The 16,581-nt window shown below is 55.7% G+C and carries 14 protein-coding genes; 11 read left to right on the top strand and 3 right to left on the bottom strand.

What is annotated here, in order from left to right; translation table 11 throughout:
* Nucleotides 1–34 precede the first annotated feature (34 nt).
* From J2I47_RS10285 to J2I47_RS10315, 7 genes are all read left to right on the top strand, one after another.
* Nucleotides 35–1,138 (top strand): glycosyltransferase family 4 protein, encoded by a 1,104-nt coding sequence (locus J2I47_RS10285; RefSeq protein ID WP_207364488.1) that lies wholly within the window; start codon nt 35–37, stop codon nt 1,136–1,138.
* Between the two features lie 42 nt (nt 1,139–1,180).
* Nucleotides 1,181–2,062: a glycosyltransferase family 2 protein gene (locus J2I47_RS10290; RefSeq protein ID WP_207364489.1), complete on the top strand. Its 882-nt coding sequence runs from the start codon at nt 1,181–1,183 to the stop codon at nt 2,060–2,062.
* A 3-nt stretch (nt 2,063–2,065) separates the two neighbouring features.
* Nucleotides 2,066–3,433, top strand: a complete 1,368-nt coding sequence (locus tag J2I47_RS10295) for a hypothetical protein (protein WP_207364490.1) — start codon at nt 2,066–2,068, stop codon at nt 3,431–3,433.
* A 7-nt stretch (nt 3,434–3,440) separates the two neighbouring features.
* On the top strand, nt 3,441–4,640 hold the full coding sequence (locus J2I47_RS10300; protein WP_207364491.1) for a glycosyltransferase family 4 protein: 1,200 nt from the start codon (nt 3,441–3,443) through the stop codon (nt 4,638–4,640).
* A complete protein-coding gene (locus J2I47_RS10305) occupies nt 4,637–5,788 on the top strand; it encodes a glycosyltransferase (RefSeq protein ID WP_207364492.1) in 1,152 nt (383 codons plus the stop codon). The genes J2I47_RS10300 and J2I47_RS10305 overlap by 4 nt, the downstream gene beginning before the upstream one ends.
* A gap of 2 nt (nt 5,789–5,790) precedes the next feature.
* Nucleotides 5,791–6,864: an acyltransferase family protein gene (locus J2I47_RS10310; protein WP_207364493.1), complete on the top strand. Its 1,074-nt coding sequence runs from the start codon at nt 5,791–5,793 to the stop codon at nt 6,862–6,864.
* A gap of 373 nt (nt 6,865–7,237) precedes the next feature.
* Nucleotides 7,238–8,161: an aspartate carbamoyltransferase catalytic subunit gene (locus J2I47_RS10315; protein WP_207364494.1), complete on the top strand. Its 924-nt coding sequence runs from the start codon at nt 7,238–7,240 to the stop codon at nt 8,159–8,161.
* Nucleotides 8,162–8,189: 28 nt separating this feature from the next.
* On the opposite strand, the gene J2I47_RS10320 is transcribed toward J2I47_RS10315, so the two are convergent.
* Nucleotides 8,190–9,449 carry a TraB/GumN family protein gene (locus J2I47_RS10320; protein ID WP_207364495.1) on the bottom strand — a complete coding sequence of 420 codons (1,260 nt, stop codon included), beginning with the start codon at nt 9,447–9,449 and terminating at the stop codon, nt 8,190–8,192.
* 142 nt (nt 9,450–9,591) lie between these two features.
* Nucleotides 9,592–10,479: a LytR/AlgR family response regulator transcription factor gene (locus J2I47_RS10325; protein WP_207364496.1), complete on the bottom strand. Its 888-nt coding sequence runs from the start codon at nt 10,477–10,479 to the stop codon at nt 9,592–9,594.
* A gap of 60 nt (nt 10,480–10,539) precedes the next feature.
* Between J2I47_RS10325 and pgeF the strand changes: the two genes are divergently transcribed.
* The 3 genes from pgeF to J2I47_RS10340 all read left to right on the top strand — a co-directional run bounded on the left by pgeF (nt 10,540) and on the right by J2I47_RS10340 (nt 13,366).
* Nucleotides 10,540–11,292: a peptidoglycan editing factor PgeF gene (pgeF, locus tag J2I47_RS10330; RefSeq protein WP_229374486.1), complete on the top strand. Its 753-nt coding sequence runs from the start codon at nt 10,540–10,542 to the stop codon at nt 11,290–11,292.
* Nucleotides 11,293–11,588: 296 nt separating this feature from the next.
* Complete coding sequence (locus J2I47_RS10335) at nt 11,589–12,593, top strand: TssN family type VI secretion system protein (RefSeq protein WP_207364498.1); 1,005 nt, start codon at nt 11,589–11,591, stop codon at nt 12,591–12,593.
* A gap of 71 nt (nt 12,594–12,664) precedes the next feature.
* Nucleotides 12,665–13,366 (top strand): superoxide dismutase, encoded by a 702-nt coding sequence (locus J2I47_RS10340; protein WP_207364499.1) that lies wholly within the window; start codon nt 12,665–12,667, stop codon nt 13,364–13,366.
* Nucleotides 13,367–13,531: 165 nt separating this feature from the next.
* Here the strand turns inward: J2I47_RS10340 and J2I47_RS10345 are convergent, their stop codons facing one another.
* Nucleotides 13,532–14,170, bottom strand: a complete 639-nt coding sequence (locus J2I47_RS10345) for a 2,3-bisphosphoglycerate-dependent phosphoglycerate mutase (RefSeq protein WP_207364500.1) — start codon at nt 14,168–14,170, stop codon at nt 13,532–13,534.
* Nucleotides 14,171–14,472: 302 nt separating this feature from the next.
* On the opposite strand from J2I47_RS10345, the gene J2I47_RS10350 reads away from it, so the two are divergent.
* Complete coding sequence (locus J2I47_RS10350; protein WP_207364501.1) at nt 14,473–16,578, top strand: alpha-1,4-glucan--maltose-1-phosphate maltosyltransferase; 2,106 nt, start codon at nt 14,473–14,475, stop codon at nt 16,576–16,578.
* Nucleotides 16,579–16,581 lie beyond the last annotated feature (3 nt).

Genomic DNA, 16,581 nt, shown 5'->3' on the forward strand with positions numbered 1-16,581 from the left:
TTCTACGAAAAATACAAACAGTTGTCGGCAGTTTATGAAGGTATTGTATGACCATCAGTCGTTCACGGGAATGGCCTACGGGGGGGTAACCCGCTATTTCTACGAACTGATGCGGGCGTTCGCCGACCGGCCCGACGTTGATTTTGAGTTGTCGCTCCAGTTCTCCAACAACGAATACCTCGACCGGGCCTCGTTTAGCAAGCACCGCCGTTTTGGGCTATCGCACTGGCGCAATGTGAGTCGGCTGGCCTCGGCGGTAAACCGGCTGTATAGCATTCAGCGGGTGCGGGCGCACGACTTTTCGGTGTTTCACCCTACCTACTACCATAACTATTTCCTGCGCTATCTGGGCAATAAACCGCTGGTAATCACCTTCCACGATGCCACAAGCGAGCGCTATGGCAAGCAGTACCCGGAGGTAGGTGAACATCTGTACGAAGCCAAAAAAATACAGATGCAACGGGCCGACCGCATCATTGCGGTGTCTGAGTTTTCGAAACAGGAGATCCTCCGGTTCTTTCCCATTGCTCCCGAAAAGATAGACGTTGTTCACCTCGGAACAGCCTTTAGCCGGCAGCGAAGCCCTATTCCGTCGGTGCCGGGCACGCACCGGTATCTGCTGTATGTGGGTAAACGTGGCCTGTATAAAAACTTTGCCCGTTTCTTCCAGGCAGTCCGGCCGATCTTGCAGCGCCACCCCGATCTGCACCTATACTGCGCTGGGGGCGGGTCTTTTACCGCTACCGAACTAGCCCAGTTTCAGGCTGCCGGACTGGGTCAGCGGGTGCATTTCCGGGCTATAACCGACTCGGCCCTGTATGCGCTCTACCATCATGCCGAGGCGTTTGTGTTTCCGTCGCTCAACGAAGGTTTCGGTCTTCCGGTGCTGGAGGCATTCAGCGCGGGTTGCCCGGTGGTGCTCAGCAACCGCAGTTCATTACCCGAAGTAGGAGCCGACGCTGCCCTGTATTTCGACCCCGAGCAGGTTGATTCCATGACCGAATCCATTGAAAAGGTGCTGACCGATTCGGCGCTTCGGCAGCAGCTCCGACAGCGTGGTGCCGAACGGCTTACCCATTTCTCCTGCGAAAAGACAGCTGAAAAAACCCTGGCCATCTATCAGCAATTAGCGGGTTAACCCACCTCACCAGCCAACGTTACGCTTACATCCGTTCGTTACATGACCACCGCCACTTCACTTCAATCATTTGTTAACCAACCCGTTACCACACGCGCAAATGTGCGTGAAGCGGCGGGGTGGCCTAAACTGACGGTCGTGACGCCCTCCTACAACCAGGCGGCTTTTTTGGAACGCACCATCCTGAGCGTGCTCAACCAGCAGTATCCCAACCTGGAATATATCATCATGGATGGAGGTTCGACAGACGGGTCGCTGGACATCATTAAAAAATACGAGTCGTACCTGAGTTATTGGGTGAGTGAGCCGGACCAGGGCCAGACCGACGCTATCAACAAAGGCTTCCGCCGCGCCACCGGCGACTACGTAGCCTACCAGAACTCCGACGATGTATTTGCACCGGGGGCACTAGGGGCGGTGGCTCGGGCCTGGCAAGAAAACCCCGAAACGGACGTTTTCTTCGGAAACATGTATATCATCGACGAGCAGGATCGCGTGCTGGAAGAAATGCGCGTACCCAGTTTCAGCGCCGGCTGCCAGGTATACGAGGGCATGCAGGTATTCAACCAGTCGTTGTTTATCCGGCGCACGCTCCTGGCCGAAACGGGCTGGCTCGACGAGTCGTTGCGGTTTGTGATGGATTATGAAGTAGTGACCCGGCTGGGACTGATGCCCAACGTTAAGTTCCGGCGCATAGCTGATTTCTGGGGCGGTTTTCGCGTACAGCCCGACGCCAAGTCGTCGCAGATTGCCGCCACGGTGGGCCGCACCGAACACCAGCAGGTAAGCGAGCGGTACAGACCTCGTCTGGACAGCCCGTTGGGCAGTGCTTTTTGGCGGCGTTATAGCCGTATTCGTAAATTCGTCTGGTTTCTGGCCCGCGGTCAGTTCCGGTATATGTATCACCGTTTATCACTCCGGTAGCTCATGAAAGCCTTTTTCCACAACGCAGCCCTCATGCGGTTTTGCCTCGGTATTTTCATCGTTGTCGATGGATACCCGCTGTCGTTTTTTATGAAGGAAACGCTGCAGCTGGCCCCTATGAGCACCAACTTCACAGCGGGTTTTCTGCTGCTGGGTATTTTGCTGATGACGCCCAGTACGATTATTAAAAAGTTTTACCAGCCCAACGTGCCCGTTATGGGTGCATTGATGGGCTTTCTGGGATTCTGTCTGCTCTATGCGTTTTTGTATAACACCGTGGCTATCGGCGACGTCAACAAAGACCTGATCTACTACGCCTTTGTGGTATTGTTTGTCTTTATGTTGATCAGCATTCCCGACGAGATATCGAAGCAGGTTGTGTTTGTGGGCGTCATGTTCACCCTTGCGTCAAATATTGGCCTGGTGCTTTCGCTACTAACTGACCCCGAATGGACGTTGGGGCAACGGGCTTCTATTCAATATGGCCCTCCCGGCGCCCGGTCAGGCAACCCACACGTATTCGCCCACAACGCACAGATTGGCCTGGTGTTGAGCCTGGTTTGGGCACGGCGACCTAAAGTCAATTTTCTGATCAAATTCTTTGCCCTGTCGATGGTGATCTTCAATATCATCATCCTGATGCTAACATTCAGTAAATCAGCGATTCTTTCTACTACGCTGACAGGCCTTACCTACCTGTTCGTCAACATCCGGAAGGTGTCTCCGCAACGCATTATCAAAGCTGTAACCAGTCCTATTTCGTTAATCATTCTAGCCCTGCCTTTTGTCGCTTTTATTGGCTTGATCATCGTTAAACCCGAAATCTGGGAAATCATTACTATCTACGGGGAAATGATTGGCGGTCGGTTTGGCGAAAACATCCTTGCCCTGTTGGGTAAAGACACGGCGGAAGGAGCAGAAGCTCAGCTGGATGGTTCATCGGCCAACCGGGTGCTGAGCTTTACGTACATGTCTTATGCAGTGATGGGCAATTTTCTTCAACTGATTCCCGGTTACGGCTACAAATTTTTCTACCTCGACGTACCCATCCTGGAAGCCTTACTGTGCCAGGGCGTGGCTGGATTTACGGTGCTGATGTATGCCTTCTACCACATCACCCGCGAATCGCTGCGGGTGGTTTATCGTGGGGGCCGTAACGACATCGAAACGTTTGTGGCCTACTTGTTTCTCTTTCACGTGGTTGGGTATTTCACGGGGGGCCGACCGTATGATATGGCCTTCCTACACCCTTTATGCCTGTTTGCCCGGTTCCTGGGTATCAATTACGACCCGGCCCTCTCTCATGGATACGTAGACCAGCCCCCGGCGCAGGAACCAGTCCTCGACGAACCCATGCTCCAGCCCACCTAACCGGACAATGCGACTACTGATTGTCCACAACACCCTCTGGGCACACTACAAATCACTGCTGTTTAGTCAGTTAGCGAACCAGGTTACCCCGCCAGACTCCATGCTGGTGCTCCAGATTGCCCTCACCGAAGGCAACCGGCACGGCCTTGGCGTACCCGATCCAGCCACGGTAGGATATCCGTTTCAACTACTGCACCCCGGTACCCTGGAGAGCCTGTCGACGGCTCAGCGGATTAGCCGGGTGGTGCGGGCGGGCCTAGCCTATAAACCCGACGTCGTGCTGCTAACCGGCTATTACGACCCCGCTCAGCTGCTGCTAGGGCTCCTACTAAAGCTACGAGGCTGCCGGGTTGTGCTGCAAAGTGAATCGACCGCTCTCGACAACCCACGAATGGGATGGCGAGAAGGACTCAAAAAAACCTTTGTGGGCCTCTGCGACGCCTTTTTCTGCTTCGGCTCCCGCGCCGCCGACTACCTTGTTCAGCTTGGTGCCAACCCCGTCCGTATTCGGGTACGCAACAACGCCGTGGTGGATAATGACCTGCTGAAACGAATTTATGACCAGGCATTGCCCAAGAGGCTATCCCGACAGGGCGACTTGGGGTTACAGCCCAAAAATCTGATTTACGTGGGGCGACTGGCCGAAGAAAAAAATCTGATCCAACTGGTGAACAGCTTTGCCCAAGCTAAACACAACGCCGGAGACACAACCTGGGGGCTGCTTCTTTTGGGCGAAGGTCCCCAGAAAGCCGCCCTGCAGGCCGAAGTGGCCCGCCTCAATCTGAACGGGTCCGTTCACTTTTTACCCGGCTGCGACTGGACCGACGTGCCAACCTACCTGGCCCTGGCCGATACGCTGGTCCTGCCCAGTTTGTCGGAACCCTGGGGACTGGTTGTCAACGAAGCCATGGCCTGTGGCTTACCCGTACTGGTGTCGGACCGCTGTGGTTGCGCCGTTGATCTGGTGGAACAGGGCCAGAATGGCTATACCTTTTCACCCGATAATCCGGCCATGCTTACCCGACAGGTAAGCCAACTTATGGGCTTGTCGGATAAGGCGTTGCAGCAGATGGGCGAGGCATCACTTGCCCGCATTGCACACTGGGCACCGGAACCCGTAGGCCGAGCCATGTATCTAGAAATGAAACGGTTAACTAACCCAACCGGGTTAGCTACGGTACCACAACCCCACCAGACAGACCTATGAACATCCTGAATATCTGCGCCTACACCTGGGACATTGGTGGCCCTGCCCGCATCATCTACGACCACGCAGGCGTAGCCATTGAACGCGGTCACAAAGTCACGATCCTCAGCCCAATGTCGCCCAACGACCGGCTGTATCCGGCCCCGGCGGGGGTAACGCTCGTGCCGGTGCTGCGTACGCCACCCATCAGCCGGGTGTTCCGCGAATATTCGGCCCCGCTGTATGCCTGGCTGAAAGCCCACATCCACGAGTTCGACATTGTGCATTGCCACGGCATCTGGCACTTTGGTAGCCTGGCCCCGTTTTTGCTCGACCAGAAGGTGCGCAAAGTGGTTACGATTCACGGGCTGCTGGACAAATGGGCCATTCGGCATCACTACTGGAAAAAGAAGCTGCTCTCGGTCGTGCTGCAAAAACGGCTGCTGAACCGGGCCGACCTCATTCAGATCAACAACACCGACGAAGAGGGCGATTTGCTCCGCTACCTTGGCCACCGTCACCCCAACGTGGCCATCATTCCCAACGGCATACCCATGGCTGAGTTCGATGTGCTACCACCAAAAGGACAGTTCAGGGCACAGCACGGCATCCCCGCCGAGCAGCCTATGATCTTGTTTATGAGCCGGTTAAACATCAAAAAAGGCCTCGATCTCCTTCTGCCCGCCTTCCGCGACTACGTGGCCCGTCACCCCAATGCCCGGCTCGTATTGGCAGGGCCTGATGACGGCTATCAGGACACGACTGAGGCCTTCATCCGCGACCATAACCTGCACGATTCCGTCACCCTTGTGGGTATGATCACCGGCGACGACAAGAAAGCCGCCCTCGCCGACGCCGACGTGTTTGTGCTCCCCTCCTATTCCGAGGGTTTCTCGATGGCCGTGCTCGAAGCCATGGCCGCGGGCACACCCGCCATTGTCTCAGACCGGGTAGGCTTCGGGGAAGTGATCCGCGAAACGGGGGCCGCCTGCCTCACCGACCTGACCCCCGACAGTGTGGCGGACAGCCTGGAACGGGTATTGAACAATGACGCTTACCAGGCGCAGATTCGGCAGACGGGGCAGAAGCTGGTGCGCGAACGGTACGATATCCATGTTGTGGCCGATCAGTTGCTGGCTCAGTATCAACGCCTGCTCACCCGCGCCTAGTCATGCAACTCAACCAACTGACCTTTACCCGGTTTGTGGCGGCAACGGTCGTGCTCATCTTCCACGGTGCCCGTAGTTCGTTCCCCTTCACGGAATATCCGGCCAGTTTAGTGGCGCAGTATGGCAACCTGGCGGTCAACTATTTCTTTGTGCTGTCGGGCTTTATCATGGCTATTGCCTATGGTCCGGTTTGGGCCAAAGGGCAGTTCAGCAAACGGGCCTACTGGCTGGCGCGGGTATCGCGCATTTATCCGCTCTACCTCACGGCCCTGCTGCTGGTGGTGTTTGTGAATGCCTTTGTGCGGGTCAACCCCATTGGCTGGGCACCACTCATAAGTGGCCTGTTGCTGGTGCAGGCGTGGTTTCCGTCGCTGGCGGGGACATTGAACGGGCCGGGCTGGTCGCTATCGGTCGAAGCTTTTTTCTACGCCGTTTTTCCGTTTGTGCTGCCGCGTTTGTGGTCGCTGTCGAGCCGGGCACTGGGTGGATGGCTGGCCGGAAGCTGGCTGGTGGGCACGCTGGGCTACCTGCTGCTGGTATGGCCCTACGCCAGCAAACCCATCCCCGACGCCTACCACGCGGCCATCAGCTACGGCCCCTACATGCACCTGCCTACGTTTTTGGTGGGCCTCTGCGGCGGACTGCTCTACCTGCGCCACGCTCCCAAAACGGGTAACAATCGGGCGGGGTCTTATTTTCTGGGTGGTGGACTGCTCTTACTCTTCGCCATTGCCCATGTGCGGGCCGTCATGCAGTTTGCCCCCACCACCCTGCTGACACCCTTGTTTCTGGCCATCATCGTTGGCGTGGCTCTGTTAAACCGGGGCTGGCTCTACAATGGGCTTGTGCAACCTCAGATGATTTACCTAGGCGAAATCAGCTACGGCATCTACATCCTGCAGCAACCTGTAGTAGCCCTGTTGCAGGAATTAGACCCCCTCCACATGGGCGACACCCTGGGCCGCGACCTCGTCACCTTCGGCGGACTATTCCTTATCTCAGCCCTCGGCTTCCAACTCATCGAAATGCCCGCAAAAGCCCTGATCAGGCGATACATGCCCGCCCGGCAGCGGTGAAACCAGCGGCAAGCGCCAGTCTAACCATGACCGGCGTTCAGATTGACCAACAAGAAGTTTTGTTCTCATTCGTGTCGTATAACCCTTGCAGGCCAATCAAACGTTGCTAGTACCTGCCTTTTCATCAACCACCGGTGTGCGGATGCTGAAAAGCGGTGTTCAAGTGCCAGGGAACGGGTGTATGATATTGGAGGAAGGGTTGTCACACAGAGCTACACAGAGGACGCACGGAGTTACACAGAGTTTTTTTGACTGAGTTAAGAAAAGCTCTGTGTAACTCCGTGCGTCCTCTGTGTAGCTCTGTGTGACAACCCTTCCTCCTTTCCTCCCCTTTCTCCTTATCTTTGCCAAATCTTCTGCCTGAACGCGCCCTATGCCGCAACTCAGTACGCGCCACCTCCTGGGTATCAACACCCTCACCGTCAACGACATCCAACTAATTCTGGAGACCGCTACCCAATTTAAAGAGGTCATCAATCGCCCCATCAAGAAGGTACCCTCGCTACGCGACATCACCATTGCCAACGTTTTTTTCGAGAACTCAACCCGCACTCGGCTGTCGTTTGAACTGGCTGAAAAGCGGCTGTCGGCCGACGTAGTCAACTTCTCGGCGTCGGGGAGTTCGGTGAAAAAAGGCGAAACGCTGCTCGACACGGTCAACAATATTCTGGCCATGAAGGTTGACATGATTGTGATGCGGCATAGCAGTCCCGGCGCACCCCACTACCTCGCCAGCCGCATTCCGGCCAACGTGATCAACGCGGGCGACGGCACCCACGAACACCCCACCCAGGCTCTGCTCGACTCGTTTTCGATGCGCGAAAAACTGGGCGACCTGGCCGGCAAGCGCATCGCCATCATCGGCGACATTACCCACTCGCGGGTGGCGCTGTCGAATATCTATTGCCTGCAAAAACAAGGTGCCGATGTCATGGTTTGCGGACCTACTACACTCATTCCCAAGCATATGGCTTCGCTGGGGGTACGTATTGGTCACGACGTCCGTGAAGCGCTGGCGTGGTGCGACGTAGCCAACGTGCTGCGCATCCAGTTAGAACGGCAGCAGATCAAATACTTCCCCAGCCTGCGCGAATACAGTCTTTACTACGGCATCAGCCGCCAGATGCTCGACGAGCTTGACCGGCCCATTGTGCTCATGCATCCTGGCCCCATCAACCGCGGCGTAGAACTCACCTCCGACGCCGCCGATTCTCCCCATAGTATCATCCTCGACCAGGTCGAAAACGGTGTTGCCGTCCGCATGGCGGTGCTGTATCTGCTGGCGCAGGAAAGGTAGTCTTACAGTTGACATTCTTCATCTTACATTAAAACGGCTCCGTCATGTCCGAATTTCGGATCAGGATGATGTACTGCACGTAGTCGGTCATGGGGCGTTTGGGGTCGAAGGTGAGGCGTTGGTCGGCGGGCATGAAGGGGGAGTAGGTGGCCGTGATGGGGGCTTTTCCCGCTTCGGTACCGGCTAGTTTGAACAGTGTTACGGTGTTGGGCTGGCTTTGGGCAATGAAGTTTTGGATGCCGTCGATGGTCATCATCGGACCGTTGTCGTTGAACTTGTCAAGGCGGGTATAAGGTTTGCCCTTATCCTGCCAGAATGGGGGCAGATAGGCCGTGGGTGTCATCATATACGAATCGACATAGCGGCACAGCAGCGACACTGTCTTTCCCCGCATGGGCAGGTCCGACGCCTGAATCTGCGCGGCAAAGGCCTTGTTGCCATCGCTTATGGGGGCCTGACTGATGTGGAAAGCCCCCCAGAAACCATACAGTTTTTCGCCTTGAAGTCCCAGCCGCATAAGGGCATCGCGGAAGTTGGCAAAGAGGGTGGCCTCGCGGCGTTTGATCGTCTTGCGGTACACCAGCGTAGTGAGCGTGGCCTGCAATTCGGTCAGCTTATCAGGCTTAACGGACTTATAATCAACCGGTTTCTCCGTTAGCAGCGTTAACCATTGCTGCGCAAAAGGAGCCAATAGGCTATCCGGTCGTTTAGGCTTCATCGTCAGCAAATGAATCAGTGAATCGCGGAGGGCAAGGTCGCGGGCGGGCCAACTGGCAGCGGTCAGTTCGACCAGTTGGCAGGCAACCAGCGGGCAATCCTGCACAGCGTCGATCCCCACAAAACGGATGCGCTTTTTGGCTGGCAGTGTCTGGTTATACGCCCGGATAGCCTGAATTTTTCGGAAGAAATCCCCGTTGGCCCACTGCGCCGTTTCGGCAATCCACGACCGGAACACCAGCCGCAGCGTGCTATCCTGTCCCGTTTGCAGGTATTGGTTCAGGTAATAGGCCTTGGTCGGGTCTACTTCGGCAATGTAGTGCCGCACACCTGCCCGTTGATTGAGGTGTTTCAGCAGGGCCAGATCCACCGCCTGCGCCTTCTTAAACCCGTGCGATTCGCCCAGCAGAAACAGTTGATTGTCATAAAATGCCTTGTCGAACAGCGGGAAACCGGCGTTGCCCGACAGGTCGATTCCCTGGTGTGGAATAGACTGAATTTGCGCCCGCGTGATACGGAATGAACACAAAAACGAGACAATAGCGGCGAAAATAAAGACGAAACGAGGCATAATGTTGCTGTTGATTAGTCATAAACAGCAGCAAACCTAAACCCGCCTGTTGCCGCGTTCAAGCAGGTGGGATAACGGAGCCGCCTACGGGACAAAATGCCGTTTTTGGGGTAAAATGGCCTATTCTGTGACAGGCCGGAAGCTATACCAACTGGCTCATGCGGGCATCAAAGGCCGCTATGTAGTTGCGCGAAACGGGTATTTCGCGGTTTGAGCCGCTCATGGTGAGCTGGTAGCCGCGGGCGTTGCCGGTGGTGTGGCTTACAGCGCGGAGGTTGACAATGAAGGCCCGGTGGCAGCGGAAACATTGCGGGTGCTCGCTGAGGGCGGCCTCCACGTCTTTCAATGTACTGCGCAATACGGTCTTTTGTGGAAACATAAAGTTGAGCCAGTGCACCTCCACATAATTCCCTACCGACTCAACATAAATCAACTGATTGGGCAACAGGCTCAGGCGTTCTTTACCGCTTTCGCCGGTGAGCAAAATGCCCTTCGGCAACGTGGGTTGAGTCGGTGACAGTGCCGTCGGTTCAGGTTTGTGCAGTTGATTTAGCTGCGCATTAAGCTGCTGGGCATGGGCTAAGTTGCGTTTCAGCCGTCGCCGTTCGGCTAGCATCACGCCCACGAAAACAGGCACAAAACCAACAACTGTTACCATTGCGTACATCTGCAAAAACGACGGCATCGACAGGTGTAACACACTCAATATTGCTTGATTGCCAGCAGCAACAAATAACAATACAACCAAAATATGCAGCACATGACGGCCCACCGTCCAGCGGTCTTCGTCGTACCAGCCGGGCAAAAGCCGGGGCATAACCATATTGGCCAGCCACGACGACAGGGCACAACCCGCCGCGAAGAGCATATGAGCAGGTAACTGCGCCCAGCGTCCAGGTTCGCCGACGTTAAACGCAGTCAGAAAAAACAAAACATATAACCCTGCCTGCATTGAAAGCCAGGCCTGATAACGCCAGCTAAAATCTTCAGCCAGTGGCCTGCTTAGCAATGAACGAACGGTGGAAAACATAGGGACAAAGGTAGTTCAACGTTGGACCTTAGACGTTAAACCATGAACTACCTTTGCCCCATGAACACCCCCTCCTACCGCGTTCCGGCCCTTTTTTCTCGAATTCCAGGACTGATTGCCGCCGAGAGTACCCGTCATGGTGGCGTGAGCCAGGGGCCGTATGCAGCGCTGAATCTGGGCGTTAATACCGACGATGACCCTGTCCACGTAGCCGAAAACCGACGCCGGTTTCTGGCTAATTTCGGTATGACCGAAGCCCATCTGGCCTCGTCGTATCAGGTGCACGGCACGGCTATCCGGGTGGCTACGCAGGGGGAACGCACCCACGGTTTCGACGCGCTCATGACCAACAAACCCGGTCTGCTGGTAGGCGTAACCGTTGCCGATTGCACTCCTATTTTGGTCTACGACCCCAAAAATAAGGCCGTAGCGGCTATCCACGCGGGTTGGCGCGGCACGGTGGGCAACATCGTGACCCACACCCTCAACCTGATGCAAGCTGAATTTGGCACCCAACCCGGCGACTGCCTCGCCTACGTAGGCACCTGCATCGACGACTGCCATTTTGAAGTCAGCGCCGACGTGGCCGCGCAGTTTTCGCTTGACCACCAACGGCCCGGCCCAACAGCGGGAAAAGCCTTCGTTGATCTGAAACAGGCCAACGCCGATCAGCTTCGCGCAGCAGGCATACCCGACGCACAAATCGAGGTGTCGCCGTATTCAACCACAGTCGACAATGCCGATTATTTCTCGCACCGAATGGAAAAAGGCATCACAGGCCGGATGCTGGCTGTGGTTGGGGTAGATGAGTAGGCAGTGGGCAGTAGCAGTGGACAGTACTGACGCTGGTGTAGCTTCGCGCTGACGGTTGCTGACGCATAACCCTTCGACAGGCTCAGGGTGACAGCCCATCTAAAGCAGTTCAGTGAACTTGATTCAACGTTGTTGTCACCCTGAGCCTGTCGAAGGGCTAGGCGTCAGCAACCTAGAGCGCATAGCCGCCAACCATCAACTCGCCCCTCCCACCTTTTCTCCTGTTTATTTCGTTACTTAGTGTAGCAGTAGCTCAATCGAGTTTAGTGGTTATATAGACACACCTGTCCTAGTTTATGTACACTCCCAATTTTGGCGGCGAAGCCCGGACTATTGTTTCCAGCACGGTCAATCAGGCGAAGGGACGGTTCTTTACACGACCCGGCGTACGGTCGACGATACTGTACATGCTGGCCGTCGTCCTCGTGTTTGGCCTGGTTGGCTTTATGGCCCACGCCGTTGTCATCAACGAGTTTCTGCCCGCCACCGTCGATGTAGGCCTGTGGGTGTACCTGATCACGCTGACGCTGATTTTGTTGCTGGGCATGATCCATGCCAGCGTACAGTCGTCGGTGTTTAAATGGATTAAGCCCAACGATTATTTCATGGGCACGATCATGACCCTCTGCGTAGGCCTGGTGGGAAGTTTGACCCTCTTTTTCCTGACCTACACCACTAAATGGTTCGACTCGCTCAATGCGCAGGAGTTTCGCGGAAACGTGCGGCCGCTCACCAGCGCCATGATGGCCTTTCCACTACCGTTTTTCATTGCCTGGGCCTACGAAATGTATGAACGCATTCCGCCCAAGATTTACAAAATCTGGAAATACAATCCCCTCATTCGTCTGCCCAACCTCACCGAACGCGACCGCAACAACACCAAGGTGGTCACTTTTGTGCTCGACGTGAACAACAACGAACCCAACCCCTACGACATGCGCTCGAAGATTCCCGACGTGATGCTGGTGGGCGACGGGTTCAAGCTCACTATCGACGAAGACAACCGCAAGAATCCCAACCGGATGATTCAGATTGCCAATCCGCGCGGCGAATTTTTCGAGTGGTACTTCTACATCCGCCGGGCCTGGTACAAGCCATACCGGTTTGTGGATCCCTACAAAACCGTAGAAGAAAACGCCCTGCGCGACGGCGACCGGATTATTTCGCGGCGGCGCAACCCTACTCCCGTTCCGGGCCGTATGCCAGGCAGTGGCTTGTCGGGTGCGGGGGGAAGTGGTGGCTTCGGCGGAAATCAGCCGTTTGGCGGGAGTCAGGCATTTGGCGGCGGTACAGGCCGGTGAACCAGACGGGCCTGCAGGCTTGGTTTGCGGGCCAAAACAGTGTTATTTGCTCAACAAAATCGACTAATTACATGAATCGTGCTGAATTTTTGAAACTGGCTTTTGGAGCCGGTTTGGGTGTTACGGCTGCCGGTGCAGGCTTCGCCCGTGGCCTCGGCCAACAACCCGCCGGTCCGTTTACGCTGGCACCCCTCCCCTATGATACTGGTGCACTGGAACCCCACATCGATAAGATGACGATGGAAATTCACCACGGGAAGCACCACAAGGCTTATGTTGATAACCTCAACAAAGCGGTGGCAGGTACCGACATGGCCAAAATGAACATCGACGATCTGGTGAAAAGTGTCAACGCCAGCACCCCCGCCGCCGTGCGCAACAATGCCGGTGGCCACTGGAACCACACCTTCTTCTGGAACATCATGTCGCCAAAAGGGGGCGGGCAGCCCAAGGGTGCCGTAGCGGCCGCGATCAACAAGAAATACGGGTCGTTTGATAAGTTTAAAGAGGAATGGTCCAAAGCCGCCACCGCTCGTTTTGGGTCGGGCTGGGTATGGCTCATCAAATCGGGCAACGACGTGGAGATCACCTCGACGCCTAACCAGGACAATCCGCTGATGGCACTGGCCGAGAAAAAGGGTACGCCCATACTGGGCCTCGACGTGTGGGAACATGCCTACTACCTCAAGTACCAGAACAAGCGTCCCGACTATGTTGCCGCTGCCTGGAACGTATATGACTGGGATAAAGTAGAGAAACATTTCGGCGCGTAGATGACCGCTTTAGGTTTCATGAGCGTGTAAGTGAAGGGGGCTTCGCGCATCGGGCCCTTCGACAGGCTCAGGGTGACAACAACCTTGAATCAATTCAAGAAGATTGTTCTAGTGGCCTGTCACCCTGAGCTTGTCGAAGGGCCCGATGCGCGAAGCCCCCTCCACTTACACGCCAATGACCTTGTCTTTTTCGCTCACCGACAAATACGTAGCTTTCTCCAGCTTCATATCGTTGTCGAACAGGTAGAGCCGGGGCACGCCCGTAGCGAGTTCTGTCTTCGCAATGTCTTCGGGACTGATTTTTTCCAGGTACATCATCAGCGACCGCAGGCTGTTGCCGTGGGCCACAATGAGCACGTTTTGGCCCGCTGCTAACGTTGGTTCAATGTTAGCCTGATAATACGGCACGACCCGTTCATACGTATGTTCCAGGCTCTCGCCGTGGGGGGGCACCACGTCGTAGCTCCGTCGCCATTCATCTACCTGCTTCACGCCGTATTGTTTGGCTACATCGTCTTTATTAAGACCCTGTAGATCACCATAGTTGCGCTCATTCAAAGCCGCAGACCGCGTTACGGGCAGGTTGGTTTGGCCAGTTTGCTGCATAATAATATCCAGCGTTCGGATGGCCCGTTTCAGCACCGACGTAAAGGCACAATCAACCGGATAGGGGGTCAACAATTGCCCTGCCTGCCGGGCCTCCGCTTCGCCCTGCGGCGACAAATCAACGTCTACTTCGCCGGTGAACCGATTCTCCAGGTTCCAGACAGACTGTCCATGTCTCACAATTGCCAGGTAAGCCATACTTCGTTCTTTTGTTACGGGGTAGCCATGTACAGGGTAAACGATACGGCGGGTGTGGACTGTTTAGCTTGACGGAATTGAGCAAAAGTTTGGCGGTTTCCCGAAGGTCTGAATATGCTGTACACGCAGATTTAGCTATCGAAAACGCCACTACTTAACTGCACAAATTGCACAATGATTATGCACCCACTTCCGCAATAGCTTGATAATAACGTCTTTTTAAGTCGAAGACTTATCACCAAACCCCTGCGCCGTTTCCCGCGTGGGGGTTTATTTTTGCTCCGCATTTGCCCTGCGCATCTATGAAGAAACAAGCTTCGGCCAAAAAAGCCACTCCTACCGCCGACCTTTCGTTAGCCACTCTTCCCGGTCAGCAACGTGTTCGTATTGAGCGCGTATCACCCGAAATTGATGCCGGTTTCGACCGGCCCGGCCGCTACCCCATCAAAGCTATCCTCGGCGATACCATTGCCGTTGAGGCCGACATCATCACCGACGGACATGATTACCTCGCCGCGCGGCTGCTCTACAAACATGCCGACGAGAAAGCCTGGCAGGAATCGCCGATGACGCTGCTGGTAAACGACCGGTGGGCGGGTTCATTTCCGGTTACAGCATTGGGGCGGTACCACTACGCCATCGAAGCATGGGTTGATCATATTGCGTCGTGGCAACACGAGATTCACCTGAAAGTAGCAGACGGACAGCGGATTAGCAGTGAATTAAAAGCCGGTGCCGTACTAGTCGATGGCATGGCGCACCGGGCGGCGGGCCTCCCCAATACCGACGCTACAACAGCCGCTCATGATGCCGCCGAACTCATTCGGGCTGCCGCGCTCTTCCGCGCAGGAGCCGACCATGTCGACCCGTCGAACCACGACGATGCCCAGGCGGGTGACCCCTACGCTGAAGCCGTGGCCCTGGCCGAAAGCGATCAGTTTCTGCGTTGGGCGCAGCTATATCCCGAACGGCAACACCCGGCCCGGTATCCGTTTGAACTGGGTGTGGAAGTAGACCGGGCGGCGGCGGGTTTCAGTACCTGGTACTGCCTGTTTCCCCGGTCGGCGGCACGGGAGGCCGGTGCTCATGGCACGTTTGGGGACGTAGAAAAACTCCTGCCGCGCATTGCCGGTATGGGCTTCGACGTGCTTTATCTGCCACCTATTCACCCCATCGGCATGGCTCACCGCAAGGGTAAAAACAACTCGGTCATCTGCCAGCCCGGCGAACCCGGCGTACCCTACGGCATCGGCTCGGCGGAAGGTGGTCACGATGCCATCCACCCCGAACTGGGCACCGTCGATGATTTCAAACACCTCATTGCCGAGGCCAAAACCTACGGTATGGAGGTGGCTATGGACCTGGCCATCCAGTGTTCACCCGACCACCCGTGGGCTAAAGAGCACCCCGACTGGTTCAAAAAACGGCCCGACGGTACCATTCAGTACGCCGAGAATCCACCCAAGAAGTACCAGGATATTTATCCCGTCTATTTTGAGACGGACGACTGGCAAAACCTGTGGCTCGAACTCAAGCGCGTGCTGCTGGTCTGGGCCGACTGGGGTGTAAAAATCGTGCGGGTCGACAATCCGCATACAAAGCCGTTCGGGTTTTGGGAGTGGGTAATTGCGGAGGTAAAAAAGCACCACCCCGACATGATTTTCCTGTCGGAGGCGTTCACGAAGCCGAAGGTAATGCAGCAACTGGCTAAGGTGGGCTTTGCCCATTCGTATACCTACTACACCTGGCGCAACACCAAAGCCGAATTACAGCAGTACATGACCGAGCTGACGGCGGGCGACATGAAGCACTATTTCCGCCCCAACTTCTGGCCTACTACCCACGACATCAACCCCGGTATTCTGCAATCGGGCCACGAGCCGCAGTTTCTGATCCGCTATTTCCTGGCTGCCACCCTCTCCAGCAACTACGGCATCTATGGGCCGTCGTTCGAGCTGATGGAACATGTACCGGTGCCGAATAAGGAGGAATTTCTGAACTCGGAAAAATACGAAATTCGGTATTGGGACTGGGAACGAACCAACAAGCTGACGTACCTGATCAGCCTGACCAACCGCATCCGGCGGGAAAACGCAGCCCTGCAACAAACCAACAATATCACGTTCTGCACCGTCAACGACGACAATCTGCTGGCGTACTTGAAAGTAGCCGGCGAATCCACGCCGGGCAACAACCGGTTATTGATCGTAGTCAATATGGACGCCTACAACCGCCGTGCTGGGCTGGTGCAGGTGCCCATCTGGCAACTCGGCATTGGCTCAGACCAGCCCTACACGGTGCATGACCTACTCACCGGCAATCACTACACCTGGCGCGGCGAGTGGAATTTTGTGGAGCTGGACCCCTACATCATGCCGATGCATTTGTTCCAGATTGAAGCAATGTAGAGG

It is taken from the genome of Fibrella rubiginis, assembly GCF_017353185.1.
In the GTDB taxonomy this organism is placed as follows: domain Bacteria; phylum Bacteroidota; class Bacteroidia; order Cytophagales; family Spirosomataceae; genus Fibrella; species Fibrella rubiginis.

Coding starts and splice junctions, on each gene's coding strand:
- J2I47_RS10310 (WP_207364493.1), top strand. CDS start 5,791: ATGCAACTCAACCAACTGACCTTTACCCGGTTTGTGGCGGCAACGGTC.
- J2I47_RS10295 (WP_207364490.1), top strand. CDS start 2,066: ATGAAAGCCTTTTTCCACAACGCAGCCCTCATGCGGTTTTGCCTCGGT.
- J2I47_RS10335 (WP_207364498.1), top strand. CDS start 11,589: ATGTACACTCCCAATTTTGGCGGCGAAGCCCGGACTATTGTTTCCAGC.
- J2I47_RS10320 (WP_207364495.1), bottom strand. CDS start 9,449: ATGCCTCGTTTCGTCTTTATTTTCGCCGCTATTGTCTCGTTTTTGTGT.
- J2I47_RS10285 (WP_207364488.1), top strand. CDS start 35: ATGAAGGTATTGTATGACCATCAGTCGTTCACGGGAATGGCCTACGGG.
- J2I47_RS10315 (WP_207364494.1), top strand. CDS start 7,238: ATGCCGCAACTCAGTACGCGCCACCTCCTGGGTATCAACACCCTCACC.
- J2I47_RS10300 (WP_207364491.1), top strand. CDS start 3,441: ATGCGACTACTGATTGTCCACAACACCCTCTGGGCACACTACAAATCA.
- J2I47_RS10290 (WP_207364489.1), top strand. CDS start 1,181: ATGACCACCGCCACTTCACTTCAATCATTTGTTAACCAACCCGTTACC.
- J2I47_RS10325 (WP_207364496.1), bottom strand. CDS start 10,479: ATGTTTTCCACCGTTCGTTCATTGCTAAGCAGGCCACTGGCTGAAGAT.
- J2I47_RS10350 (WP_207364501.1), top strand. CDS start 14,473: ATGAAGAAACAAGCTTCGGCCAAAAAAGCCACTCCTACCGCCGACCTT.
- J2I47_RS10340 (WP_207364499.1), top strand. CDS start 12,665: ATGAATCGTGCTGAATTTTTGAAACTGGCTTTTGGAGCCGGTTTGGGT.
- J2I47_RS10345 (WP_207364500.1), bottom strand. CDS start 14,170: ATGGCTTACCTGGCAATTGTGAGACATGGACAGTCTGTCTGGAACCTG.
- pgeF (WP_229374486.1), top strand. CDS start 10,540: ATGAACACCCCCTCCTACCGCGTTCCGGCCCTTTTTTCTCGAATTCCA.
- J2I47_RS10305 (WP_207364492.1), top strand. CDS start 4,637: ATGAACATCCTGAATATCTGCGCCTACACCTGGGACATTGGTGGCCCT.